Source organism: Comamonas sp. CMM02, assembly GCF_014851485.1.
GTDB classification, from domain to species: Bacteria; Pseudomonadota; Gammaproteobacteria; order Burkholderiales; family Burkholderiaceae_C; genus Comamonas; species Comamonas avium.
Genome location: NZ_JACUZW010000001.1, coordinates 771,558 through 796,542, shown reverse-complemented (window position 1 = coordinate 796,542; position 24,985 = coordinate 771,558). Strand labels below are relative to the sequence as shown.

General features: G+C 60.1%; 21 protein-coding genes. 10 read left to right on the top strand and 11 right to left on the bottom strand.

What is annotated here, in order from left to right; genetic code table 11:
* Positions 1-98: 98 nt before the first annotated feature.
* Together ispH and IB213_RS03665 are read right to left on the bottom strand one after the other, a co-directional pair.
* Positions 99-1,088 (bottom strand): 4-hydroxy-3-methylbut-2-enyl diphosphate reductase, encoded by a 990-nt coding sequence (gene ispH / locus IB213_RS03670; RefSeq protein WP_225560941.1) that lies wholly within the window; start codon positions 1,086-1,088, stop codon positions 99-101.
* A gap of 4 nt (positions 1,089-1,092) precedes the next feature.
* Positions 1,093-1,569 (bottom strand): peptidylprolyl isomerase, encoded by a 477-nt coding sequence (locus IB213_RS03665; protein ID WP_191723490.1) that lies wholly within the window; start codon positions 1,567-1,569, stop codon positions 1,093-1,095.
* A 90-nt stretch (positions 1,570-1,659) separates the two neighbouring features.
* On the opposite strand from IB213_RS03665, the gene radC reads away from it, so the two are divergent.
* The 3 genes from radC (at position 1,660) to IB213_RS03650 (ending at position 4,227) form a co-directional block, all read left to right on the top strand.
* Positions 1,660-2,334: a DNA repair protein RadC gene (radC, locus tag IB213_RS03660; protein ID WP_192405420.1), complete on the top strand. Its 675-nt coding sequence runs from the start codon at positions 1,660-1,662 to the stop codon at positions 2,332-2,334.
* On the top strand, positions 2,331-2,993 hold the full coding sequence (locus IB213_RS03655) for a Smr/MutS family protein (RefSeq protein ID WP_192405419.1): 663 nt from the start codon (positions 2,331-2,333) through the stop codon (positions 2,991-2,993). The genes radC and IB213_RS03655 overlap by 4 nt, the downstream gene beginning before the upstream one ends.
* Positions 2,994-3,231: 238 nt before the next feature.
* Complete coding sequence (locus tag IB213_RS03650) at positions 3,232-4,227, top strand: tripartite tricarboxylate transporter substrate binding protein (RefSeq protein WP_192405418.1); 996 nt, start codon at positions 3,232-3,234, stop codon at positions 4,225-4,227.
* Positions 4,228-4,385: 158 nt separating this feature from the next.
* Here IB213_RS03650 and IB213_RS03645 read toward each other — a convergent pair whose 3' ends face one another.
* From IB213_RS03645 to IB213_RS03625, 5 genes are all read right to left on the bottom strand, one after another.
* Positions 4,386-4,697 carry a DUF4148 domain-containing protein gene (locus tag IB213_RS03645; RefSeq protein ID WP_191723486.1) on the bottom strand — a complete coding sequence of 104 codons (312 nt, stop codon included), beginning with the start codon at positions 4,695-4,697 and terminating at the stop codon, positions 4,386-4,388.
* Positions 4,698-4,829: 132 nt separating this feature from the next.
* Positions 4,830-5,534 carry a Crp/Fnr family transcriptional regulator gene (locus tag IB213_RS03640; protein WP_192405417.1) on the bottom strand — a complete coding sequence of 235 codons (705 nt, stop codon included), beginning with the start codon at positions 5,532-5,534 and terminating at the stop codon, positions 4,830-4,832.
* A gap of 4 nt (positions 5,535-5,538) precedes the next feature.
* Positions 5,539-6,540, bottom strand: a complete 1,002-nt coding sequence (locus IB213_RS03635; protein ID WP_192405416.1) for a M48 family metalloprotease — start codon at positions 6,538-6,540, stop codon at positions 5,539-5,541.
* A 15-nt stretch (positions 6,541-6,555) separates the two neighbouring features.
* On the bottom strand, positions 6,556-7,149 hold the full coding sequence (locus IB213_RS03630; RefSeq protein WP_191723483.1) for a LemA family protein: 594 nt from the start codon (positions 7,147-7,149) through the stop codon (positions 6,556-6,558).
* Positions 7,150-7,197: 48 nt separating this feature from the next.
* On the bottom strand, positions 7,198-7,602 hold the full coding sequence (locus IB213_RS03625) for a group II truncated hemoglobin (RefSeq protein WP_192405415.1): 405 nt from the start codon (positions 7,600-7,602) through the stop codon (positions 7,198-7,200).
* 311 nt (positions 7,603-7,913) lie between these two features.
* On the opposite strand from IB213_RS03625, the gene IB213_RS03620 reads away from it, so the two are divergent.
* The gene (locus tag IB213_RS03620; RefSeq protein WP_192405414.1) at positions 7,914-8,735 is read left to right on the top strand and encodes an SDR family oxidoreductase; all 822 of its coding nucleotides are present in this window, start codon (positions 7,914-7,916) and stop codon (positions 8,733-8,735) included.
* A gap of 201 nt (positions 8,736-8,936) precedes the next feature.
* On the opposite strand, the gene IB213_RS03615 is transcribed toward IB213_RS03620, so the two are convergent.
* A complete protein-coding gene (locus tag IB213_RS03615) occupies positions 8,937-9,359 on the bottom strand; it encodes a TraR/DksA family transcriptional regulator (RefSeq protein WP_225560940.1) in 423 nt (140 codons plus the stop codon).
* A 124-nt stretch (positions 9,360-9,483) separates the two neighbouring features.
* Positions 9,484-12,006, bottom strand: coding sequence for an ABC transporter permease (locus tag IB213_RS03610; RefSeq protein WP_192405413.1), 2,523 nt, complete (start codon positions 12,004-12,006; stop codon positions 9,484-9,486).
* Positions 12,007-12,207: 201 nt separating this feature from the next.
* Here IB213_RS03610 and IB213_RS03605 point away from each other — a divergent pair, with 201 nt between their 5' ends.
* Positions 12,208-13,866, top strand: a complete 1,659-nt coding sequence (locus tag IB213_RS03605) for an L-lactate permease (RefSeq protein ID WP_192405412.1) — start codon at positions 12,208-12,210, stop codon at positions 13,864-13,866.
* Positions 13,867-14,212: 346 nt separating this feature from the next.
* On the opposite strand, the gene IB213_RS03600 is transcribed toward IB213_RS03605, so the two are convergent.
* Positions 14,213-16,648: a penicillin-binding protein 1A gene (locus IB213_RS03600; RefSeq protein WP_192405633.1), complete on the bottom strand. Its 2,436-nt coding sequence runs from the start codon at positions 16,646-16,648 to the stop codon at positions 14,213-14,215.
* A 245-nt stretch (positions 16,649-16,893) separates the two neighbouring features.
* Complete coding sequence (apbC, locus tag IB213_RS03595; RefSeq protein ID WP_192405411.1) at positions 16,894-17,988, bottom strand: iron-sulfur cluster carrier protein ApbC; 1,095 nt, start codon at positions 17,986-17,988, stop codon at positions 16,894-16,896.
* Positions 17,989-18,128: 140 nt separating this feature from the next.
* Here apbC and IB213_RS03590 point away from each other — a divergent pair, with 140 nt between their 5' ends.
* From IB213_RS03590 to IB213_RS03570, 5 genes are all read left to right on the top strand, one after another.
* Positions 18,129-18,716 carry a restriction endonuclease gene (locus IB213_RS03590; protein ID WP_192405410.1) on the top strand — a complete coding sequence of 196 codons (588 nt, stop codon included), beginning with the start codon at positions 18,129-18,131 and terminating at the stop codon, positions 18,714-18,716.
* Positions 18,717-18,936: 220 nt separating this feature from the next.
* Positions 18,937-20,706, top strand: coding sequence for a diguanylate cyclase domain-containing protein (locus IB213_RS03585; protein ID WP_192405409.1), 1,770 nt, complete (start codon positions 18,937-18,939; stop codon positions 20,704-20,706).
* 111 nt (positions 20,707-20,817) lie between these two features.
* Positions 20,818-22,887, top strand: a complete 2,070-nt coding sequence (gene metG, locus IB213_RS03580) for a methionine--tRNA ligase (protein ID WP_191723473.1) — start codon at positions 20,818-20,820, stop codon at positions 22,885-22,887.
* Positions 22,888-23,355: 468 nt separating this feature from the next.
* Positions 23,356-23,706 (top strand): c-type cytochrome, encoded by a 351-nt coding sequence (locus IB213_RS03575; protein WP_192405408.1) that lies wholly within the window; start codon positions 23,356-23,358, stop codon positions 23,704-23,706.
* Positions 23,707-24,984: an NAD(P)/FAD-dependent oxidoreductase gene (locus IB213_RS03570; RefSeq protein ID WP_192405407.1), complete on the top strand. Its 1,278-nt coding sequence runs from the start codon at positions 23,707-23,709 to the stop codon at positions 24,982-24,984. It abuts the gene before it with no gap.
* The last annotated feature ends 1 nt before the right edge of the window (position 24,985 follow it).

Genomic DNA, 24,985 nt, shown 5'->3' with positions numbered 1-24,985 from the left:
TTATTTATAAAGACTGATCCGCTCTTCCAGTGCCGCTCTCACCGTTCTCACCGTTCGCAATGCTCGGCAAGGTGCCAGCTTGGGTTCACGCCAAGGCTTTAAGTGCCAGTTTCAGGTGCTTTGCGCACCTCAATCTCCAGCCCTGTGACCGGATCGATCATCTTCAGCCCCTTGGGCAGGGGAAACTTCATGGTTTCTTCCACGCCGTCCATCTTGCGCACTGAGACAGCGCCCAGTTCTTTGATGCGGGCAATCACGCCGTTGACCAGCACTTCAGGGGCCGAAGCACCGGCCGTCAAGCCCACGCGGCCTGCGGTATCAAACCACTGTGGCTGCAGTTCATCGGCGTTGTCCACCATGTAAGCGGGTGTGCCCAGACGGTCTGCCAGCTCACGCAGGCGGTTGCTGTTGGAGCTGGTGGGGCTGCCCACCACAATCACCACATCGACCTGCGGGGCCAAAATTTTGACCGCGTCCTGCCGGTTTTGCGTGGCGTAGCAAATGTCTTGCTGCTTGGGCTCGCGCACCAGCGGAAAGCGCGCCTTGATGGCCGCCTTGATGCCTGCGGCATCGTCCACGCTGAGCGTGGTCTGCGTGACCACGGCCAGCAACTCGGTTTGCCTGGGGGCCACCTTGGCCACGTCGCCCTCGTCTTCCACCAGGTGGATGCCTTCGGACAGCTGGCCCATCGTGCCTTCCACCTCTGGGTGGCCCTTGTGACCGATCATGAGGAACTCATAGCCCTCTTTGGCCAGCTTGGCCACTTCCACGTGCACCTTGGTCACCAGCGGGCAGGTGGCGTCAAAAATGGTAAAGCCACGGGCCTTGGCCTCGTCCTGCACTGCCTTGCTAACGCCGTGGGCGCTGAACACCAAGGTGGCACCTGCGGGCACATCATCGAGTTCTTCAATAAAGATGGCACCCTTTTCCTTGAGGTCGTTGACCACAAAGGTGTTGTGCACGATTTCATGGCGCACATAGATGGGGCGGCCAAACTTTTGCAGGGCACGCTCCACAATCTCGATGGCGCGGTCGACGCCCGCGCAAAAGCCACGGGGCTCGGCCAGCAAGACTTCTTTGGCGTCCATCACCTCAAAGTACTCCGATGATTTGCACTTCGAACGTCACCGGCTGGCCTGCCAGCGGGTGGCTGAAGTCAAACAGCACTGCGCCGTCTTCGCGCACCTGCACCACCGAGCCTGCGTAGCTGCCCAGCCCGTCCGGGGTGGGGAACTGCACCACATCGCCCGCCTGGTACTGCTCATGCGGGTCGCCCAGCTCATTCATCAGCTTGCGGGCCACCCATTGCTGCATTTCGGGGTTGCGGTCACCGAAGGCGGCGCCTGCGGGCAGCTCCAGGGTGGTGCGCGTGCCTTCTGGCAAGCCGATCAGCAGCTCTTCAATGGCGGGCGACAACTCACCCGTGCCAAGCGACAAAGTGCCGGGCTTTTCATTGAAAGTGTTGATCACATCACCTGCAGGTCCCGCCAGGCGGTAATGCAGCGTCAGGAAAGAGCCCGCTTGTACGGTGGGCACAGAAGTCGTGGTCGAAGGCGCGCAATTGGTCATGGAAGTCCCGATAAACTGACCCTATTGTAGAAAACTGGGTATGCCCCCGCGCCCTTGGCGTCTGTTTATCCCACTATCAGCATGAGGAGCATGTCTTTGAAAGATCTGCCAGCCGATACCCGCCCTCGTGAAAAGCTGCAGGCACGCGGTGCTGGCGCACTGTCTGATGCCGAGTTGCTGGCTATTTTGCTGCGCACAGGTCTGGCTGGCTGCAGCGTCTTGCAGATGGCACAAGCCACGCTGGAACGCTTTGATGGCCTTGCAGGCCTGCTGAACGCCAGCGGCCCGGATCTGGCCCGCATCAAGGGGCTCGGCCCTGCCAAGCGTGCGGAAATACTGGCAGTGATGGAATTGGCCAAACGTGCCACGGCGCAGCAATTGCGTGAGCGTGAAGTGCTGGGCAGCCCTGAGACTGTGAAACACTACCTGCAGTTGCAGCTGGGGCACCGCCCACATGAAATTTTTGCTGTGCTGTTTCTCGACAGCCAGAACCGTTTGATTGCCATGGAAGAAATGTTTAGGGGCACGCTGAGCCAAACCTCGGTCTACCCCAGAGAAGTTGCGCTGCGCGCGCTGCACCACCATGCGGCCAGCGTCATCCTCACGCACAACCACCCCAGCGGCAGTGTGCTGCCCAGCGCCGCCGACAAGGCTCTGACTGCCAGCCTGAAAAGTGCGCTGGGCCTGCTGGATGTGCGGGTGATCGATCACATCATCGTCGCCCAGGGGGCCAGCTATTCCATGGCCGAAGAAGGATGGGCATGAACCAGGCCTTTCGCCACCATGGCCTGCACACGCTGGGCAGCATTTCCAAAGAGCTCAAGCAGCAGCGCGAACGTCAAGAGGCCCAGGAGAAAATTCGCCAAGAAACGGCCGCCAAGGCCGAGCGCGAGCGCAACCTGTTCACCCACTTTGTCGGCACAGTCACGCCACTGCCGCATGCCGACCGGTTTGAATTTCAGCAGCAGCCCCCCACCCCACGGCCCTTGCAGCACGAGCTGGATGAGCAACGCGTACTGCATGAGGCCATGAGCGATGAGTTCGACGTCAGCACTTTGCTGGATGTGGACGATCAGCTGAGTTTTCGCCGCTCCGGCATTGGGCTGGATGTCACGCGCAAACTGCGCAGCGGGCAGTGGAGCATTCAGCGCCAGCTGGACTTGCACGGCCTGCGCTCTGACGAGGCACGCGAGGCGCTGGGGCAGTTCATCCGTCTGGCGCACCGCACGGGCCTGCGCTGCGTGCGCGTGGTACATGGCAAGGGGCTGGGCTCTCCCGGCAAGACACCGGTACTGAAGGCCAAAGTACAGCGCTGGCTGGTACAAAAAAAAGAAGTGCTGGCTTTTGTTCAGGCCCGCCCGGCAGAGGGCGGCGCGGGCGCTCTGGTTGTGCTGCTGCAGCCTGGCAAGCGCAAGCTCTACTAGATCGACTAGACCGACTAGCTCACTTTGAGCGAAAAGCCCCCTTGACATGGCCAGCCCACGCTCAGAGGTATTTGTTGGCGCTCCACGCCCACGCCCGCCTAAGTAACCGCTAGTATTTGCCTTCCAAACTTGGCATGAAACTCAGCCACATTGCCGCAAAATAATTGACCAGAGCATGGCCTTTGTTTGGCTGCCGCAATCATTTCAAAGTAGCCCACGTACTTGTGAACCAGGAAAAATGACCGCACAACCATTCGAGATGACACGCCGCAGGGCCGGTATGGCAATCGGTGCACTGGCCCTGGGTGCCATGCACAGCGTGCGTGCACAGCCACACTGGCCTGCCAGGGCTGTGCGCATCATCAACCCTTTCCCCGTCGGGGGCGGCCCCGATGGCACATCCCGCATCCTGGCCGAGAAGCTGGCCAGAATCTGGAGCCAGCCCGTGGTGGTTGAAAACCGCCCCGGAGGCAACGGCTTCATCGCCATCGACGCATTCAAACGCGGTGCGACTGACGGCACCGACCTGATCCAGCTAGACAACGTACACATCGCGGCCTACCCTGCCCTGTTCAAAAAATTGCCTTACAGCGTGGCCCAGGACTTTCACATCGTCTTGCCCCTGTTTCGGACTTTTTTCTTTGTGTGCGTGGCCAATGACAGCCCCTACCAGACGGTCTCCGACCTGATTGCTGACGCCAAAGCCCGCCCCGGCCAGTTGAACTACGGCTCCTGGTCTGTGGGCAATGCTGTGCATCTGGGTTCTGCGTTGCTGGAGTCGCTGACAGGCACCCGGATGGAGCACATTATTTTCAAGGAGACCAGCCAGCTGTACGCCAGCGTTGCCAATGGCGATCTGGCCTTTGCGCTGGGCTCTTCAGGCACGGCTGGCCCAATGGCGCGTGCAGGCAAACTGCGTTTTCTGGCTGTGATGGCACCCCACCGCCTCAAAGGCTATGAAAGCGTGCCAACCATTGCTGAATCTGGTGGCCCCGCCGAGGCCATCGCTACGGGCTGGAATGCGCTGGCCGTATCCCCTCAAACGCCAGCCGACGTGGTGGCCAAAATTCGCAGCGACGTTACCCAAGCCCTGCATGAGCCAGACATTCAGCCCAAGTACCAGACTTTTGGTTATGAAAGCTACTTTCCCGGAGAGGCTGAGTTCCGGCAATTCATCGCGCAGGAAAGCAAGCGTTTTGGCGATGTCATTCGACGCGCCAATCTGAGCCTGTAAAAAGCACACGGACATAAAAAAAGGAGCAAGCACTGTGAAGTGCTTACTCCCTATACATGCAGCTTTTATCGTCCTCAGCAGCCGAAAGGCTGTGCATCCTGAATCCAAGAAGAGCAGCACATGACGCCCTGCAAGGCTGTGCTTTTAAGTGTTATAGATCAGTTTGTCTTGACGATGGACTGCTCCATCGGCTGGGTAGCCGTGTGATCTTGTGCCACTGCGGTATCACCTGACTGTTGCTGGTGCATTTGCAGGTAACGCTGGTACTCCGGGCTTTGCGCACTTTCGCTGTAGCCGGAAGGATGGGCCACAAAACTCATGCCCGCTGCATGCCATTGCTGGAGATCAGCGAGCACCTGCTCGCGGGTCAAACCTTGCGAGGCACGGTCTGGAGACACAGGGCTTTCTGCATGAACCACGCTGGCCATACCAAGCGCCAGTGCTGCCAATGAAAAAAGACGGTAACGCATAACAACTCCTTGACTTTCCAGTAGATGTCGCCCTCGTGGCGACTCTGCAGGTCTGTAGTGTTGCGAAAGTCCTGTGCTGCGTCTGTGCGTTTTCTCACGCTGATTTTGTAACACTGTCAGGCAGTCAAGCCGCTACAGCTCCACCAGCGCCATCAAGCCATCTACGTTGCACAACCTGAGGCTGCGCCCCTGACGCAGCAGCAGGCCCAGCCGCACCAGGCGAGACATCTCGCGCGCCACTTCTTCGCGACTTGCCCCCAGATAGGCAGCCAGGCTGGCCTGCGTAGGGCTGGGAGACAGCAACACCTGGTTGTGCTCTACACCCTGGCGCTGTGCCAGCGAAAGCAAGCGCATGTGCAGGCGATTGCGCACATTGAGCATGCCAATCTCCACCACCCGCCCCATCAGCCGCCAAAGCAGATTACTCACCGTCTGCAAGATGGCCAGCACAATGCTTCTGTCCAGCGCAAGCCAGTCTTGTGTATCTTGTCCATCGAGCACGGCCATCAAGCCTGACTGGGTGACATGTGCAGAAAACGCCAGCGGTGGCACATGGCTGTAGATGGCATTACCAAACAGCTGCCCCTGCGGCAAATCGCCCAGCAGTAGCTCTTTGCCTTGCGGGTTGGTGCAGCGCACTTCTATTGCACCGGTCACCAGAAAGTTGATACGCCCGCCCTTGAAAGGCTGCTCCAGCACATCCCCAGCAGTCAAGACCTGCCACCTGACGTGCTCGGCCAGCCATATCAGGTGCTGCCTATCGACGCCTGCCAGATCCGGAATGGTTCGAAAGGCTTGCCAGGCGCGTGGCACTGGCTCAGAGCTGTTGGCAGACATATGGTTAAGGATTTTCAGTCAATGGCAGGCCTTGCATCGGCCTGCCATAAATACGGGCCACACGCGCTTGCAGCGGTGGGTGGGCATCGAGCCAGTGCTCCAGCTTGCTGCTGTCTGGCGTCTCTGCCAGCAGCATGTGCTGTACCAAGGGGTGGTTCAGCCCCGTATGGCTGCGGTGGTCTGCGCGCCAGCCACCGCGAAAGGCCTCCGCTTCTTTGCGCTGCGTAAGTACTTTGCGCAGCACACCGCCCAGTGCATCACGGCTGCGGGTCCATTGCACAGCACGGGCGTCTGCCAGATATTCACGCTGGCGTGACACGCAGGCCTTGAGCAAGCGCCCACTGAGCCAGCCCACCAGGCCCGCCAGCATGATGGCAGAGCCAAACCACCAGCCCAGAACTCCACGCTCACGTACGGAGCCGCCAAAGTTGTAGACCAGCTCCAGCCCGCTGACCATGCCAGCCAGCTGCATGTTCAAGCGCGTGTCACCTTCTTTCAAGTGCGACAGCTCATGCGCCACCAGCCCCTGCATTTCATGGCGCGACAGGTAATCCAGAGCACCTTGTGTCACGGCAATGACGGCATCGTCTTGCGTCCAGCCTGCTGCAAATGCATTGATGGCATCTGCGCGGGCCAGCACCACCACCTGTGGTGGCCGCATCTGCGCGGCGATACACATCTCCTGCACGATGTTGCACAGCTGCTGCTCCGCCATGCAGCTATCGGGCCGCGCATCACGCGCACCAATGCGCTGCGCCAGTTTTTGCCCACCCTGGCTCAGCTCCTCATGGGTAAGCCACCAGCCGCCCGCAATCAGCAGCAGCGTCACGCCCACGTTGACGGCCACAAAACCCTTGGGGTAATCAATGTGCGCAAACAGCAGCAGCCACGCCAGCGTCAGGCCACCGTGCACCGCCGTCAGTGAAGCCAGAACGCACAGCCCAAACAGCAGCAGCAGCCAGCGTGTGGTGCGCCGCGCATCGGCCTGCCAATCCCAAAACCGCATGACAGTGTTACCGGCTTAAAAGCGCACCTGCGGTACTGTGCGCTCTTGCTCGCTGGTGGTGGCCTGCAGCATGGACAGATGCTTGAAGCCCAGCAGGCGCGCCCAGATCAGGTCAGGAAACTGGCTGGCTTTGTTGTTGAACTCCATGACCTCGTCGTTATAAGCCTGGCGGGCAAAGCCAATCCGGTTTTCTGTACTGGCAATTTCTTCACTCAGGCTTTGCATCTGGGCATCGGCCTTGAGTTCAGGGTAGGCCTCGGTCACCACCATCAGCCGCCCCAGACTGCTGCCCAGCGCCTGCTCAGCCACGGCCAGATCACTCAGGGCATTGCCGCTGCCCGCATGCCCGCGCAAGGTATCGGCGGCGGACACCGCACGGCTGCGGGCACGGGTCACTGCCTCCAGCGTGGCAGCTTCATGCTGCATGTAGCCACGAGCAACTTCCACAAGATTGGGAATCAGCTCATAGCGGCGCTTGAGCTGAACGTCGATTTGCGACCACGCGTTTTCCACTCGGTTGCCCAGCAGGCGCAAGCGGTTATAGACAGCCACGGCCCACAGGGCAATGACTATGAATAACGCCAGAATAATGAATGCTGCAGTGCCCATCTGTCTGCCCTCTTATGGATGTATGGAGACAGATATTAGCGGTTACTGTCACACACCTTTATTGCGCATCCAGTCTGCAGTCTGCATGAAACTGCCTTTCAGGCGCGTGCGCAGCGCCTCTGGTACATCGGTTTCAGCCATGGCCTGATCCATGCATGCCACCCACTGATCGCGCTCCAAGATACCAATCGAAAACGGCATGTGGCGCATGCGCAGGCGCGGGTGGCCAAAGCGCTCGACGTAATGGTCTGGGCCGCCAAGCCAGCCGCACAGAAACCAGAACAGTTTCTGACGGGCATCGTCCAGCGTACTGCCATGCGAGGCGCGCAGCTCGGCGTAGCCGGGCTCCAGATCCATCAGGTCATAAAAACGGTCAACCAGACGGCGCACGGGTTCTTCCCCACCGATCCATTCAAACGGCGTGTCGTGGGGGGCTTTTTCTTCAATCTGCATGGCACATGAACTCTGAAAGCAGTCAGCCCGCCGAGCTTGGCAGGCTGCAATGGGGCAAGTGTGCCAGCAGCGGCAAGGCAGCCGCCGCGATGGGGTTAAGCGCAGCAATGCCACACGGGTGAAAACTGATGCATCTGCGGGCAGCAAGAGCGAGTCAGTGAGCGCACTTCAGCACCTGCGCGCGCATGCCCGCCCCTGCCTGATCTCTAAGCTGCTATGGGCAGGCCCTTCACTGTGGCTGATGAATGGCTCAGGTAGACTGTTTTTTTCACTCCCCGCAAGGCCAAAGAATGTACGGCGCAGCTTCAGACATGCACAAAAAACTAACGTCTCAAGTGGCGATCGTCACCGGCGCGGCACAAGGCATCGGGGAGGCCATTGCACGCATGCTGGCGGACAACGGATGCTTCGTTTACGTGACAGACATCCAGCATGAACTGGGCAGCGCCGTTGCACACTCAATAGGAAGCCAGGCGTGTTATGCGCCACTGGATGTGCGCCAGGAAGACGATTGGCTGCGCGTCACAACCCAAGTACTCCAGGAGCGCGGCAGGCTTGACGTGGTCGTCAATAACGCGGGCATTACCGGGTTTGAAGAAGGTGCCGTGCCGCACGACCCCGAACATGCAAGCTTGCAGGACTGGCATGCCGTGCACCGCACCAACCTGGACGGGGTGTTTCTTGGCTGCAAGTACGCGATACGCGCCATGCGGCCTCAGAAAACAGGCTCCATCATCAATATCTCTTCCCGCTCGGGGCTGGTAGGCATTCCTGGTGCGGCGGCATACGCCTCATCCAAAGCTGCGGTGCGCAACCACACCAAGACAGTGGCGCTTTACTGCGCCGAGCAGGGTCTCAAAATTCGGTGCAATTCCATTCATCCTGCGGCCATTCTTACGCCCATCTGGGAGCCCATGCTGGGCAACGATGAGCACCGGCAAGATCGAATGGCTGCGCTGGTGCAAGACACTCCGCTTCGCCGGTTCGGGATGCCTCAAGAGGTGGCCTGCGTGGCGTTGCTGCTGGCGTCCAGCGATGCCACTTACATCACCGGCAGCGAGTTCAATATTGACGGTGGCTTGCTGGCGGGCTCCGCTGCCACACCTGCCGTTGTGGATGACAGTGGCAGCTAAGCCCAGTTCGCGCAGAAGGCTGGCCCCCATGGCAGCCATCGATCAAACACAGCCAGCGCCACCGCGCCCATCTTTGGTGTGCCTTGAAGACGTGGCGCAAAGCCGCACGCCATCCAGCGCAGTGCAGTGCAGTGCAGTGCAAGGCTGTACCGGCCTGCGACAAGGCCAGCAGCGGCGTGTATCAAGGGCAGTGTTGCAGGCCTAGGCCTTGGCTTCGGCCAGCGTCTGGCACGCAATACAGCGCATGGCGGCAGGGTTGGCTTTCAGGCGCTCCACCGCAATGGCTTTGCCGCAGTTCACACACTCACCGTAGCTGCCATCTGCAATGCGCTGCAGCGCTGCGCGCACCGCCTGCAGCTCTTGCTGATCGCGCAGCAGCTCTGCATGGCGCACCTCGCGGTCAGAGACCTCGTGGGTCTGGTTGGCATCGGGCTCGCGCGGCAGGTCCTCGGCATCTTGCGCCTGCTGCTCTTGCTCGATCTGGGCAGCCTCCAGCTCGCGGCGCAATTGCTGTTCACGCGCTTGCAGGCTCTCGCGCAAGGCCTGGATGGGGGTGTTTTTCTGTGTGCTCATGGGCCCAGCATGCGCTTGCCGCAGCACCATGGCAATGGGAACTGTGCGCATAACCCCGTCATCCAGTGCAGGATGGGCGAATTTAAAAAACAAGAGCTACCAGCGCTTTATCTGCAACGTTTTCAGATATAAAACTATCTGAAAACCAGCACACATAAGCCTTGGCAGCTCTCTTTTATTCTGCCGCTGCGCGCAAGCTGTGCATCACGGGGCGCTGCAAGACTTCGCGCAAGCCCCACCAGCCGGCCATCAGCGCCAGCAGTGCCCCGGCCAGCGCACCGGCCGCCGGCACCCACCAGGCGGCAGTCCAGGTAAATTCAAATACCCAGCGCGCCAGCGCCCAGCCCACCAGCATGGCCACCACGCTGGCCAGAAAGCCCGCCAGCAACCCCACACCCGCCAGCTCAGCGCGCTGCACCTGGCGCAGCAAGCGGCTTTGCGCCCCCATGGCGCGCATCAGGGCGTACTCACGGGCGCGCTCTTCGCGCGTAGCCGTCACAGCAGCAAACAGCACCACCAGCCCGGCGGCCAGTGTGAAGGCAAACAAAAACTCCACAGCGCGGATGACCTGATTGAGCACACGCTGCACCTGGGCGATGGTGCTGTCCATGTCCACATTGGTCACATTCGGAAACTGGCGCAGCAACGCATTGTCAAACCCGGCCTGCCGGGGCGCACGGTATGCAGCCATATAGGTAGACGGCACGTCAGGCAGATTCGCCACGGGAAAGATGATGAAGAAATTGGCCCGCATGCTGCCCCAGTCAACCTTGCGCAAACTGGTCAGCCGCGCGCTGTGGCGCGCGCCGCCAATATCAAACACCAGCGTGTCACCCAGCTTGAGGTTCAGGGTTTTGGCAATGCCCTCTTCCACGCTGGCACCATCGGCCTCGCCCGGCAGCCATTGGCCGGCAACGATGGTATTTTTTTCTGGCATTTGCTCGGCGTGCGACAGGTTGAACTCGCGCTCTACCATGCGCTGGGCGCGGTCATCTGCATAGCTGTCAGGGCTGACGGTCTGCCCGTTCACCTCAATCAGACGCCCCCGAATCATGGGATACCAGTCGTACTGGCTCACGCCAGCCGCCCGCAAGTTGGACTGAAACGCCTCGGACTGGTCGGGCATGATGTTGATGACAAAGCGGTTGGCTGCATCAGGCGGCGTGGCCTGGCGCCAGCTGCTGACCAAATCGGTGCGCAGCAGTACCAGCAGCACCAGAGCCAGCAGGCCTACCGCCAGACTGCTGACCTGGATCACCGCATAACCCGGGCGTGCCGCCAGCTGGCGGGTAGCCAGAATCAGCCAGCGCGGGGCCGTGTTTTCTTTGACCAGCCTGCGCAGCAGTTGCACCGCCAGCCATGCCAGGCCTGCAAACAGCAGCGTGGCCACAGTAAAGCCGCCCACGGCAATCCCCCCCAAAGTGGCATCGCGGCTTACCGCCATCAGCAAGGCGGCAAAACCCAGCACGCCAATCACCAGCACACCAGCCGACATGGGCTTGAGCGCTCCCACATCACGGCGCAGCACGCGCAGTGGCGGCACCTGTGCCAGTTGCAGCACAGGCGGCAGGCCAAAGGCAAACAGCAACGTCAAGCCCATGCCCACGCCAAAGCCCACTGGCCACCAGTTGGCCGCTGGCAGCCCTTCAGCCACCAAACCGGACAGCAACCACACAAAGCCGTGGTGCACCCCCCAGCCCAGCGCCACGCCCAGCAGGCTGGACAGCAGGCCCACCACCGCAAACTCAAATACATAGGCCAGTGCAATGCTGCGCTGGGGCTGTCCCAGCACGCGCAGCATGGCCGCGGTATCCAGATGGCGCTGGGCAAACGCACGGGCGGCCAAAGCCACGGCCACGGCAGACAGCAGCGCAGCCAGCAGCGCCACCAGACTCAAGAATTTCTCTCCGCGCTCCAGCGTGCGGCGCATCTCGGGGCTGCCGCTTTCCAGCGACTCGACACGCCGCCCGCCCCGGCCGTGCTCGCCCACCTGCTCTTTGGCCCATGCTTCATAACGCGCCACAGCGGGCGCATTCTCGCCAGCCACGGCCAGGCGCCAGGTAATGCGACTGGCTGGCTGCACCAGCCCCGTGGCCTCCAGGTCTTGCGCATTGATCATCACGCGCGGTGCAAAGCTCATGAAGCCCGCGCCTCGGTCAGGCTCGGCTGTCAGCAGCTGGCTGATGCGCAAGCGGGCATCGCCCAGCAGCAGGTCATCCCCCACCTGCAGCTCCAGAGCCGCCAGCAAAGTGGCGTCTACCCACGCCTGTCCAGCGGCGGGAATGGTGTTGGTGGCGGCATCGGGCTGACTCTGCCCGCCCGCCACACGCAGACTGCCGCGCAGCGGGTAGCCGTCTTCCACCGCCTTGAGCGCAATCAAGCGGGCATTGCCGCCACGCTCATCGGTGGCACGTCCCATCGAAGGGAAAACCAAGGTGGTCACGTGGCGCAAGCCCTCCTGCTGCGCCCGCTGCACAAAGCTTTGCAACTGTCCGTCCTGGCTGGCAATGACCACATCACCCCCGAGCAACTGGCGTGCGTCCCGCTCCAGACCTGCCTCAAGGCGGTTGGCAAAAAACGCTACGGACGTCAGCGCTGCCACCGCCAGGGTCACGGCCACCCACAGCAAGCGCAGCTCGCCTGCACGCGCATCGCGCCACAGCGTGCGCCATCCCAGTTGCAAAAAGCTCATTGTCATAACACGCACCTTACCGCAAGGCGGTCTGCCCACCTTGGGCACGCGTCTTTGCCTGCGTTTTGGTGAAATCAATTTCATGCGGTATGAAATTTTTTGTTTACCCCCTTGAACTCGGGTTAAACCCCTAACGCGCAAGCTGCCTCCTTCACGACTATTGCGGCTTTGGAAAATCTATCTAAACAGCAAACAGGGAGAGTTACTATGGTTTGGCAACAAATCTACGACCCAATGAACAGCATGTGGGTATCCACCTTGCTGGCAGCCATTCCGGTCGTGGTCATGCTGGTGGGGTTGGGCTTTTTGCACATGAAGGCCCACTTGGCGGCTGGTGCGGGCTTGGTTGCGGCACTGATCATTGCGGTCTTTGTCTACAACATGCCCGCAGAAATGGCCGGCAAGGCAGCCCTGATGGGTGGTTTCACCGGTCTGCTGCCCATTGGCTGGATCGTGCTGAACATCATCTTCCTGCACCAGCTGACCGAGCAAAACGGCAGCTTCAAGGTGCTGCAGGACTCGCTGTCAGGTATCACCGAAGACCGACGCATTCAGCTGCTGCTGATTGCCTTCTCCTTTGGCGCGTTCTTTGAAGGTGCTGCGGGCTTTGGTACACCGGTTGCCGTGACTGCTGCCATCTTGATTGGCCTGGGCTTCTCGCCACTGGCTGCATCGGGCCTGTCACTGATCGCCAACACCGCCCCCGTGGCCTTTGGCGCGCTGGGCACACCAGTGATCACGCTGGCCAAGGTGCACGGCTACGACCTGATGGAAGTCACGGCCATGATTGGCCGCCAGTTGCCCTTCTTCTCGGTGCTGGTGCCGTTCTGGCTGATCTGGGCTTTCGCTGGTCGCAAGGGCATGATGGAAATCTGGCCTGCCATCTTGGTGACTGGCCTGTCGTTTGCCATTCCGCAGTACCTGGTGTCTAACTTCATTGGCCCAGAGCTGGTGGACATCATCGCGGCCATCGTGTCGATGACCTGCCTGGTGGTTTTCCTGCGCTTTTGGCAGCCCAAGAAGATCTGGACATCAGCCTCGCTGCGCGGCAAGGACGTGAGCGCTTCTGAAGTGAAGCCCCCACAGCCTGTGGTCCAGCACAGCCGCTCTGCCCTGATTGCAGCGTGGACACCCTGGGTCATCCTGTCGGTCTTCGTCTTTATCTGGGGCATGCCTTCGGTCAAGACATGGCTCAACAGCATCTTCGCGCCCGCCTTCCCGATGGAAGGTCTGCACCTGATGATTGAAAAGATGCCTCCTGTGGTGGCCAACCCCACCAAGGAAGGCGCTATCTACACGCTGAACCTGCTGTCTGCCACGGGCACCGGCATCTTGCTGTCGGCCATCATCAGCGCGCTGGTAATGAAGTACAGCCCCGTAGCCATCGTGCGTACTTTCTTCAAGACGCTGTGGCTGGTGCGTTACTCGCTGCTGACCATTGTGCTGATGCTGGCACTGGGCACGCTGTGCCGCTACTCCGGCACCGACACCACACTGGGTCTGGCCTTTGCCAACACCGGCATGTTCTACCCCTTCTTTGGCACTTTGATGGGCTGGCTGGGTGTGGCTCTGACAGGCTCTGACACGGCATCCAACGTGCTGTTCGGTGGCATGCAAAAGGTGGCGGCTGAGCAACTGGGTCTGTCGCCCAACCTGATGGGCGCGGCCAACAGCTCTGGCGGTGTGATGGGCAAGATGATTGATGCGCAATCGATCGTGGTGGCCTCGACCGCAACCCGCTGGTTCAACCATGAAGGCGACATCCTGCGCTACGTGTTCTTCCACTCGATTGCACTGGCAACCCTGATGGGTCTGTACGTCACGCTGCAAGCCTATGTCTGGCCTTTCCACCTGATGGTGAACTAAGCGCCACAGGTACAAGCACTGTACTTTTAAGAGCAAAAACCGCCAGTCCTGCAAGGGCTGGCGGTTTTTTTATGCCCGGCTTTTTTGTGCTCAGCGTGCGCGGCACTGCGAGCAGGCCACAGACAGACAGACAGACAGACAGACAGACAGACAGCGGGAGCGACAAGGGTAGAACGCCAAGGCAGCCCCCCCTCGATACGGGGCGTGAACCTGCAGCCCATACGCTGGCTGCGACAAGTCAAAACAAAACAACAACCTATCGCAGGTCGCGCAAGCCGCCCTTACCCAGCAGCGGCCCCGCGCAGCACCGCGGCATCCTGAGCACAGCCAGTGCTGTAGGCCATGCTTACTGCTCGTTCAAAGGTCTGCCCAGAACCGCGGGCGGCGTTGCTTCGTAGTCTGTGCTGGAGCCTGGCTCTGCGGCAGGCCCTGACCATTGATTCATCCACACATCCAGCTCATCGGCTGGTGACACAGGCGCTGGCGCACTGGGTGCTGGCAATGCAGGTGTGGACTCTTCAATCACCTCTTGAGCGGGCTCTGCAGGGTGCGCAGGCGAAGGCTCAGGCTGGGGCAGCGCAGCAGGCACAGCTTTGCGAGCAGGCTGGCTTGCTGCGGGCGGGCTGTCATCCCCCCACCATGCATTGAGCTGGTGGTGCACGCCTTCTTTCAGATTGGCCCACCACTGCGAAGACTCTGGCTCGGTAAACCGTGCGTGACGGTCAATGTCTTTGCTGCGCAGCGCCCGCGATGTGAAGTCCCCCACCATGGGCAAGGCACTGCGCGCACCCTGGCCCCAGTAATCGCTGCGCAGGGTAATGCGCGCGTCGTTAAACCCGGCCCATGCGCCTGCCACCAGTTGCGGGTGCATCAAGATGAACCAGCCATCGGCGTTGTTTTGCGTGGTGCCCGTCTTGCCCGCCACATCGTCTTTGATGCCCCAGCGCCGGCGGATATCTCGAGCCGTGCCTTTGTCCACCACGCCGCGCAGCATGTCGATCAAGGCGTAGCTGTCTTGCAGATCCATCGCCTTTTGCGCGGCATGCGGTGCAAACTGCGCCAGCAGCTTGCCATTGCGGTCTTCGATGCGCGTGACGATCAGCGGAGAGCGGTATTGCCCGCCACGTACCAGACTGCCGTAGGCATTGGTCATGTCCAGCAAAGTCACAGGGCTGGCCCCCAAGGCCAGCGCGGGTACAGCATCCAGGTGGCTGCTGCGCACCCCGAGGTTGCGTGCCAGCTTGGCCACGGCGGCTGGCCCTACCTCCTGCACCAGCTGCGCTGTGATGGTGTTCTTGGAATACGCCAGCGCATCACGCAACGTCATGCGCTTGCCCGAAGGCGGCCCCGCATCGCTGGGCCGCCACACTTCACCGCCGGCCAGTTTGATTTCAACCGCTGTATCTACGCGTTCGTCATCGGGCGACAGTCCATCCTGCAGGGCAGCGCCATATACAAAGGGTTTGAAGGTAGAACCCGGCTGTCTGCGTGCCTGCTGCACATGGTCATACGCATCGACTGCAAAGTCCCGGCTACCCACCCAGGCACGAATACTGGCGGTGTCGGGGTCCATGGCCACAAAGCCGGCCTCAATCCGCGTCTTGTCCTGGCGCAGTTGCTGCATGAAAGCTTTGTCTTTGAGCAGCGCCTGCAAGGCGTCAGGGGCGCTTTGCCCTTTCTCGCGCAATGCCGCAAAGGTGCTCGACTCCCGCACCATGCTCTGCACCAGCGGGTTGTCATTGCGCCAGCCATCGCTTTTGCTCCAGTTGGTGTTGGCAATCGATTGCAAAGCCTTGGTGTGGTTGCGCACCGCCTGCGTCGCCATGGACTGCATGCGTGCATCCAGCGTGGTGTGCACCACCAGACCGTCTGCGTAGATGTTGTACCCCTCGCTGTCGGCCCAGTCGATCAGCCACTTGCGCACCTGCTGTGCAAAGTGCGGCGCCATGCCCGAAGGGGCCTCCTGGCGCTCAAAATTCAGCCGCAGCGGCTGCTTTTTAAGACGCAAGAAATCGGCCTGCGACAGCACCTCGCGCTTGGCCATCTGTGACAGCACGGTGTTGCGCCGCTCTACCGCACGTTCGGGATTGCGCACGGGGTTGTAATAGCTGGTGCCCTTGAGCATGCCCACCAGCGTGGCCGCCTCAATCACCGAAAGTTTGGCTGCCGACTTGTCAAAGTAAGTGCGGGCCGCCATTTCAATACCCCAGGCGTTGTAGAGAAAGGGAACCGTGTTGAGATAGGTTTCCAAGATCTCATCTTTGCTGTACAGCGCTTCAATCTTGAACGCCGTAACGGCTTCCTTGAGCTTGCGGTTCAAGCTGGCCGAGCGGCCAATTTCTTCGGGGTACAGGTTGCGCGCCAGTTGCTGCGTGAGTGTGGAGCCACCTTGCAGGTCACCCTGCAGAGAATAAAAAATCGAAGATGCGGTGCGCCGCAGGTCCATGCCAAAGTGGTCATAGAAGCGGTGGTCTTCGGTGGCAATCAAGGCATCAATCACGGCAGGCGCAACCTGCCCCAGCGTGACCCATTGACGGTTGCTGCGCTTGAAAATGGCCAGCTCCTTGCCGTCAGCCGTCAGCACTTGCGCAGGCTGCTCCAGCTTGGCTTTGCGGATGTCGCTGATGCTGGGCGTCAGCGGTATCAGCACCAGCACATACAAAAGCCCCAGCGCTGGCAGCGCCACCAGCCATTGCCAGCGCCACGTGCGCAAGCGCTGCCACAGTGGCTGTATACGCGCCCACAGTGCTTGGCTGCGCGGCGATTGCTGCACCACGCACATCACCCGCTGGTACAACGCCGCAGCCTGCTGCGTACAGCGCTTGCGCAGCTGACGCAAAGCGCACAGAGAGAGGTGGTGCTTGGCACCAGTGGGGTTTTCAGGCTCTTGTTCTTGCACGATCAAAGGCAGCACCCGGGGCACCGCACAACGGAGAAGCCGCACAGCATGCCGTAAAAAAAGCGCCCCGGCTTGACCGGGGCGCTTTGCCTAAGTTTTCAGCAGGCCCAATCAGGGCACAGCCAGCATCAAGTGTTCTTGCTGATGGTGATGGTGGGAAACTTGGCCGAAAAGTCTTTGGCTTTTTGCGCAATCTTCACAGCCACGTCACGGGCCAGCTTTTTGTAGATGAGCGCGGCTTCGCTGTCTGGAGCAGCCACCACGGTGGGCTTGCCGCTGTCGGCTTGCTCGCGAATCTGCATGGACAGGGGCAAAGAGCCCAAGAAGTCCATGTTCCACTCTTCGGCCAGCTTCTTGCCGCCATCTTGGCCAAAAATGTGCTCCACATGGCCGCAGTTGCTGCAGACATGCATGGCCATGTTCTCGACCAGGCCCAAGATGGGCACGCCCACTTTTTCAAACATCTTGATGCCCTTGCGCGCATCCAGCAAAGCAATGTCTTGCGGCGTAGTGACAATGACCGACCCGGTCATGGGCACCTTCTGGCTCAGCGTCAGCTGAATGTCGCCCGTGCCTGGTGGCAAATCGATCACCAGGTAATCCAGATCTTTCCAGTTGGTCGAGCGCAGCATTTGCTCCAGCGCCTGCGTGGCCATAGGGCCGCGCCAGATCATGGCTTCATTGGGGTTGTTGAGCAGCAGACCAATGGACATCAGTTGCACGCCGTAGTTCTCCAGCGGCTCCATGGTCTTGCCATCGCTGCTCTCTGGCTTGCCTTGCACACCGAACATCATGGGCACGCTGGGGCCATAGATGTCGGCATCCAGCACGCCAACACGGGCACCTTCAGCAGCCAGCGCCAGCGCCAGGTTGGCTGCGGTGGTGGATTTGCCCACACCACCTTTGCCCGATGCCACGGCAATGATGTTTTTCACGCCGGGCAGCAACTGCACGCCACGCTGCACCGCATGCGACTGCACCTTGATGCTGATGTTGGCCGATACGTTCTCCACGCCGGGAAGGGTCTTTGCTGCGGCAATCAAGGCCTTGCGCAACTCAGGGATCAAGCTTTTTGCGGGGTAGCCCAATTCCACATCAAATGCCACGTCACCGCCGCTGATCTGCATATTGCGCACTGCGCGAGTGCTCACATAATCATTGCCAGTGTGGGGATCGATAACGCTGGCCAGCGCGGCCAGCACGCCTTGTTCGGTGAGGGACATGTCGATTTGTACTTGTAGTGGGTGGGGTCTGAGAAAATGAGTCATCTAGTCTATCGAAGCCCTTCAACCCATGCCGGGAACGGGTTCTTGTCCATCTGGTGCTCCCGCACCTTAGCCTTCCTCTGAAAGATATACCCGCCATGAAATTTAAGATGGCCGAAAACTCCCTGTTCGCTATTTTGCTGCGATCGCGCTGGTGGATCAGTTTTGCCGTGGGCGCTGGCTGGGCCCTGCTGGCAGCAGCGCTGGTGCCGCAGCCCTACAAAATCATTGCGATTTTGGGATCACTGCCTTTTTGGGCGCTGGGCTTTGTGGCCTTTGTGCGCCAGTACGACCAACCCACCCCTGCACAGCAGCAAGCCTTGCTGGACATGGCCGCCCAAGATAACTGGAACGATTTTGCCAGCCACCTGGAGCGCGCCTGGAAAATCGAAGGCTACGAGGTTGCCCGCAGCCCGGCCGCTGCCGCAGATTTTGTACTGACCCGCAACGGCAAGACCACCCTGGTGCAGGCCAAACGCTGGAAGGCTGCCACCCACGGCGTCGAGCCTTTGCGCGCCTTGCACCAGGCCATGCAGGTACAAAAAGCCGATGAGTGCGCCTACGCCTGCATTGCCCCGCTGCAGGACACTGCACAGCGTTTTGCCGATGAACAGCACGTGGCCATCTTGCAAGGCTTGACGCTGGCTACCCTGCTGCAAAAGCCTTTGATGAAGCAGCCAGAGTAAGAGCAGTCCATCGCCACGATGGCGATCCATCCAAATTGAGAGCGGTTGGTGCATGTATTTATTTGGATTCAGATTAAATTCAGTCTGAACCCCAGTACTTGACTGCGCCTGTCGCTCTTTTTTCTGCGCATCACTTTGTTACAGGGCGTGCTATACATCGAAACAGACAGCGCTCCAAGACGCTCGCCTGCAACTGCCCCCCAACACCTCTTTATTGCCAATGCCCGCTGTTTCCCTGCAATTGCGCTCTCTCAAGCTGCGCCTCCTCCTGCCATATGCCGCACTGATCGTGGTGCTGACTGGCGTGATCGGTGGGCTGACCTACTTGGCGGGCGCACGCACGGTAACCAATCTCTCGGACAACATGCTCAAAGAGATGGCAGCGCGAATGCGGCAAAACATTCAGCACCACGTCAGCGGCTCGGCCGCCGTGCTGGAGGCTGCTTTCCCCAGCGGCATGGCGGCACCGCAAGACATGCGCACCGACTGGCTGGCCCTGCGCAACCGGCTGTGGGCAGCCACTACGCTGCACCCGCGCACCAACAGCTATGTGTATTACGGAAATATCGCGGGCCAGGGTGTCGGCCTCAAGCGCCAGCCGGATGGCACTGCCGAGCTGCGCATTCGCGCGCAGGGCGACCAGCACCGCCGTTATTACAGCCTGTCAAGCATCGACAGCACCCAGCACTACCTACGCACCGAACGCGCCATGTTTGACCCGCGCAACCGGCCGTGGTTTCAACTGGCCTCGCAGGTCGATCACCACACATGGACCTCTGTCTACATCGACTTTGGCATCAAAGACCTGGTGCTCACGCGCGCGCGCCGTGTGCTCAATACCCACGGTGATTTCGAAGGCGTGGTAGCCACCGACGTATCGCTCAGCGCCTTGAATGATGTGGTTGACGAGCTCGCCCGCAGTGTCAAAGGCCTGGCATTCGTTGTCGAATCCAGCGGAGAGCTGGTGGCCATCTCCGGCATGAAAAACGTGCGCTTCACCGATGCCGGGCGTATCGAGCGCCTGACCACCCAAACCGGTGGCAATGCACTGGCCAACAGCATTTACCAGCAAATTCAGAGCTATTTCAACGAACCTGTGCCTCAGACTGGCAACACTGACTATCTCTTCAATGTGCGCAGTCTGCAGCTAAAAAACCAGAACGATGAACCGGTGCACGTCGCGTTTGTGCGCGTCACGGACCACGCCGGGCTGGACTGGATGGCCGCCGTAGCCGTGCCCCGCGCCACCATCTTGGCCGATGTATCGCGTCTGGTGGAGCTGGTGGTGGTGGTGGGCGTACTGTGCCTGCTCATCGCCCTGGTCATTGGCATGCGCCTGTTTGGCCGCATTGCAGACGACGTACGCAGCCTGTCCAATGCCGTCAAACGCGTGGGCCAAGGCGATATCGCCTCCTCGTTTGAAACCAACCGCAGTGATGAAGTGGGTGAGCTGGCACGCAACTTCAGCCACATGCGCCAGGAGCTGTTCACTGACCGCGTGACCGGCGTCTCCAATCGCAGCGCGCTGCAGCATGTGCTCAACAGCTTGATCACACCGCCCAGCCCGAGTGCCACGGTTACACCATTTGCACTGCTGTTTCTGGACCTGAACCTGTTCAAGGCACTGAACGACCAATGGGGCCACGACAACGGCGACCGGGCGCTGGCCGAAGTGGCCCAGCGCCTGCGCCACCATGTGCGCACGGATGACCACGTTGCACGCCTTGGAGGCGATGAGTTTGTTGTGGTTCTGCGAGGTGTCGACAACATGGAAGTGGCCGAGACGACCAGCGCCAAGCTCGTCGACCTGATCAGTGCCCCACTGACCACACTGCAAGGCATTCCCGATGGTGTGGTGGTGCACCTGGGTGCCAGCATTGGTATTGCGCTGTACCCCCACGATGCCAAGGATGCGCAAAGCCTGCTCAAACGTGCCGATCAGCAGATGTATGCAAAAAAAGCGTTGCGCCCCTCTGCCCATCAGCGCTAGAAGCTCGTAAAGACATAGCAATTTGGACAGCTTGCCCGCATTGGCTGCAAGCCGGGCCTAGGGCTTCTAGAATCGAAGGTTGCTTTTCATCGCCTACGAGAAGACCTCTTTATGTCCCAACGCAAGATTTTCGCTACCACCGCCCTGCCGTACGCCAACGGCAATTTCCACATCGGCCACATCATGGAATACATCCAGGCCGACACTTGGGTGCGTGCACAGCGAATGCAGGGCAATCAGGTGAACTTTGTGGGCGCAGACGATGCCCACGGCGCGCCCATCATGATTGCGGCGGAAAAGGCCGGCAAGACACCCCAGCAGTTTGTGGCCGACATTGCCGCAGGCCGCAAGCAATACCTGGATGGTTTCCATATTGCTTTCGACAACTGGAGCAACACCGACAGCCCGGAGAACCACGAGCTGTCCAAGCAGATCTACCGCGACCTCAAGGCCGCGGGCTTTATCGAAACGCGCACCATTGAACAGTTCTTCGACCCCGAAAAGAACATGTTCCTGCCCGACCGCTTCATCAAGGGCGAATGCCCACGTTGCCACGCCAAAGACCAGTACGGTGACAACTGCGAAGTCTGCAGCTCGGTCTATGCGCCCACCGACCTGATCAACCCGTTCTCGGCCCTGTCCGGTGCTACGCCAGTGATGAAGACGTCCGAGCACTTCTTCTTCAAGCTCTCCGACCCACGCGCTGTGGAGTTCCTCAACGAGTGGACCCAGGACGGCAAGCATGTGCAGCCCGAAGTGGCTGCCAAGATCAAGGAATGGTTTGGCGTGCGCACCAACCCCGATGGCTCCACCAGCGAAGGTCTGGACGACTGGGACATCTCGCGCGATGCGCCTTATTTCGGTATCGAAATTCCCGACGCACCGGGCAAGTACTTTTATGTGTGGCTGGACGCGCCCGTGGGCTACCTGGCATCGCTCAAAGAGCTGCTCAACAAGCGCGGCGAGGATTACGACGCCTACATGGCTGACCCTGATCTGGAGCAGTACCACTTCATCGGCAAAGACATCATCACTTTCCACACGCTGTTTTGGCCCGCCATGCTCAAGTTCAGCGGCCGCAAGACGCCCACCAAGATTTGCGTGCACGGCTTTTTGACCGTGAACAACGGCGAGAAGATGTCCAAAAGCCGCGGCACGGGCCTGGACCCGATGAAGTATCTGGCCCTGAACATGAATCCCGAGTGGCTGCGCTACTACCTGGGTGCCAAGCTCAACGGCAAGAACGAAGACATTGACTTCACCGCCGAAGACTTCATGCTGCGCGTCAACTCCGACCTGATCGGCAAGTACGTGAACATTGCCTCGCGCGCTGCGGGCTTTATCGCCAAGCGCTTTGAGGGCAAGCTGGGTGCCGTCTCGCAAGACGGCCAAGCCTTGCTGACACAGCTGCGTGAAGCCAAGGCCGGCATCGTCACTGCGTACGAAAACCGCGACTCTGCCCGCGCCGCCCGCGACATCATGACGCTGTGCGACCGCGTCAACAGCTATGTGGACGCCAACAAGCCCTGGGAGCTGGCCAAGCAAGAAGGCATGGATGCCCGCCTGCAAGACGTGTGCACCACCTGTATTGAAGCCTTCCGTCTGCTGACGATTTACCTCAAGCCCATCCTTCCGGCAGTGGCCACGCAGGTTCAAGCATTCCTGAATGTCTCGCCGCTGCAGTTTGCCGATGCAGACAGTCTGCTGGGCGCAGGCCACACCATTGGCAAGTACGAGCACCTGATGCAGCGCGTGGTGGTGGAACAGCTGGATGCGTTGTTTGAACCACCGGCTGCCCCTGTGGTTGAAGCCGTGAAACCCGGTGGCGAAGAAATCGCACCCACCATCACGATCGACGACTTTGCCAAGATTGATCTGCGCATTGCCAAGATCGTGGAGTGCAAGGCGGTTGAAGGCTCTACCAAGCTGCTGCAACTGACGCTGGATGCAGGCGAAGGCAAGACGCGCAACGTGTTCAGCGGTATTGCCAGCATGTACAAGCCCGAGCAGCTGCAAGGCAAGCTGACCGTGCTGGTGGCCAACCTGGCCCCGCGCAAGATGAAATTTGGCATCTCTGAAGGCATGGTGCTGGCAGCCAGCCACGCGGATGAAAAGGCGGTGCCCGGCATCTATGTGCTGGAGCCCTTCCCCGGCGCCCAGCCCGGCATGCGCATCGGTTGATGCCCTGACACTTCCAGCCAAGCCTCTGCGGTTTATCTCTGCAGGGGCTTTTTTTATGGCTTGCCGCTTCCATCGCCAAGACCTGCGCAGCACTTTGGCAGCACCACTCATCCATAAAGCATCTTCATAAAAGATGCCAAGCATCTGTACTCAAGATGCACTTGCAAAGAAGTTGGGCTCCATGAAATTCAAGCAATTTCACACTGAAACGCTTTTGTAACAAGCGCTGTATGCTCCTATATTTACGTAGCCATGCATCATCTGGGCCTGCCGCATCCGAAAGCGCATCCACGCAAGAGATCCGACCAGCGGTCCTTATATGCAGGGTGCAGAAACTTCTAACCAGTTGTTTCAATGTGCTACCTAGAATGCGACGCTCCAAAGGGTGCACGGTCATGGGCCTTGCACTTATCCACGATAAACACCCACGGATGCACCCCTGCATTCCGGCACGCGATAGGAGACTGCATGCCTGTGTCCCCCGCTTCCTCACTGCGTTCAGCCCTGTGGCTGACAGCAGCTTTGCTGGCCCCTGCGGCCATGGCGCAAACCGCGTCCGCACCGGCTACCGCTGGCCTCAGCGTGCAGGACATTTCTGTGCTGGCTGGCACCTGCGCCAACTGCCACGGACCGAATGGCCAATCCACGGGAGGTATCCCTTCACTGCGCGGTGTGGGTGAGCGCCACCTGCTGCAACGCATGCAAGCGTTCAAAACGGGCACCGCCAGCGATGCCACGGTGATGACCCGTCTGATGAAGGGCTATGACGATGCCCAGATCCAAGCTCTCGCCCAGTGGTTCAGCAAGGAGGCCAAGTAAATGACATTCAATCGCCGTACAGTTTTAGGCAGTGCCGTTGCAGGTGCTGCCTCCTTGGCCATGCCCGCAATCGTGCGCGCTCAGGGCGGTGCTGCCCATGTGGTCGTCGTGGGTGGTGGCTTCGGTGGTGCTACCGCAGCCCGCTACCTGAAGGCCCGCGCGCCCCAGGTGCGTGTGACACTGATCGAGCCGGCACAGCGTTTTTACACCTGCCCGTTTTCCAATCTGGTGCTGGCAGGCTTGCGCTCGTTTGAGAGCATTGGTCACAGCTACGATGGCTTGCGCAAGGCAGGCATTGAAGTCATACACGCCCGGGCCGACAACGTAGACACCAGCGCCCGTCGCGTTTTGCTCTCCAGCGGCCAGGCGCTGAGCTACGACAAACTGGTGCTCTCCCCCGGTATTGATATGCGCTGGGGCGCGCTGGAAGGTTATGACGAAGCCGCCTCACAGCTGGCGCCGCACGCCTGGAAGGCTGGCCCGCAAACCCTGCTGCTGAAAAAGCAAATCGACGCCATGCCTGACGGTGGCAAGTTTGTGATGGTGATTCCTGCCAACCCCTTTCGCTGCCCACCTGGCCCCTACGAACGCGCGGCCATGGTGGCCCACTACTTCAAGCAGCACAAACCCAAATCCAAAATCCTGCTGCTGGACAACAAGGACGCTTTCTCCAAGCAAGGCCTGTTCTTGCAGGGCTTTAAGGCGCTGTATGGCGACATGATCGAATGGGTCAAGCAATCGGATGATGGCCAAGTGGCGCGTGTGGATGCCAAGCGTCTGGAGGTGGAAACCTCGTTTGGCACCAAGCACCAGGCCGATGTGTTGAACGTGATTCCTCCCCAGAAGGCTGGCTTTATCGCGGACCGTGCAGGGGTCACCGATGCCAGCGGCTGGGTGCCTGTCAAGCCCGACAGTTTCGAGTCGACCCTGGTCAGCAATGTCTATGTACTGGGCGATGCCACGCAGGCGGCCCCCATGCCCAAATCTGGCTTCTCGGCCAACACCCAGGGCAAGGTGGCTGCAGCTGTCATTGCTGCGCAACTGACTGGCCAAGCTGCTCCTGCAGCCGCCTTCGCCAACACCTGCTACAGCCTGATCGGCACGAACTACGGCATCTCTGTGGCTGGCGTTTACCGCACCGACGCGGGCAAGCTGATCGAAGTGGCTGGCTCTGGCGGCGTCAGCCCAGCAGATGCCGATGCAGGCTTTCGCAAGGCAGAGGCTGAGTACGGTGCTGCATGGTACAAATCCATCAGTACGGATATCTGGGATCGTTAAG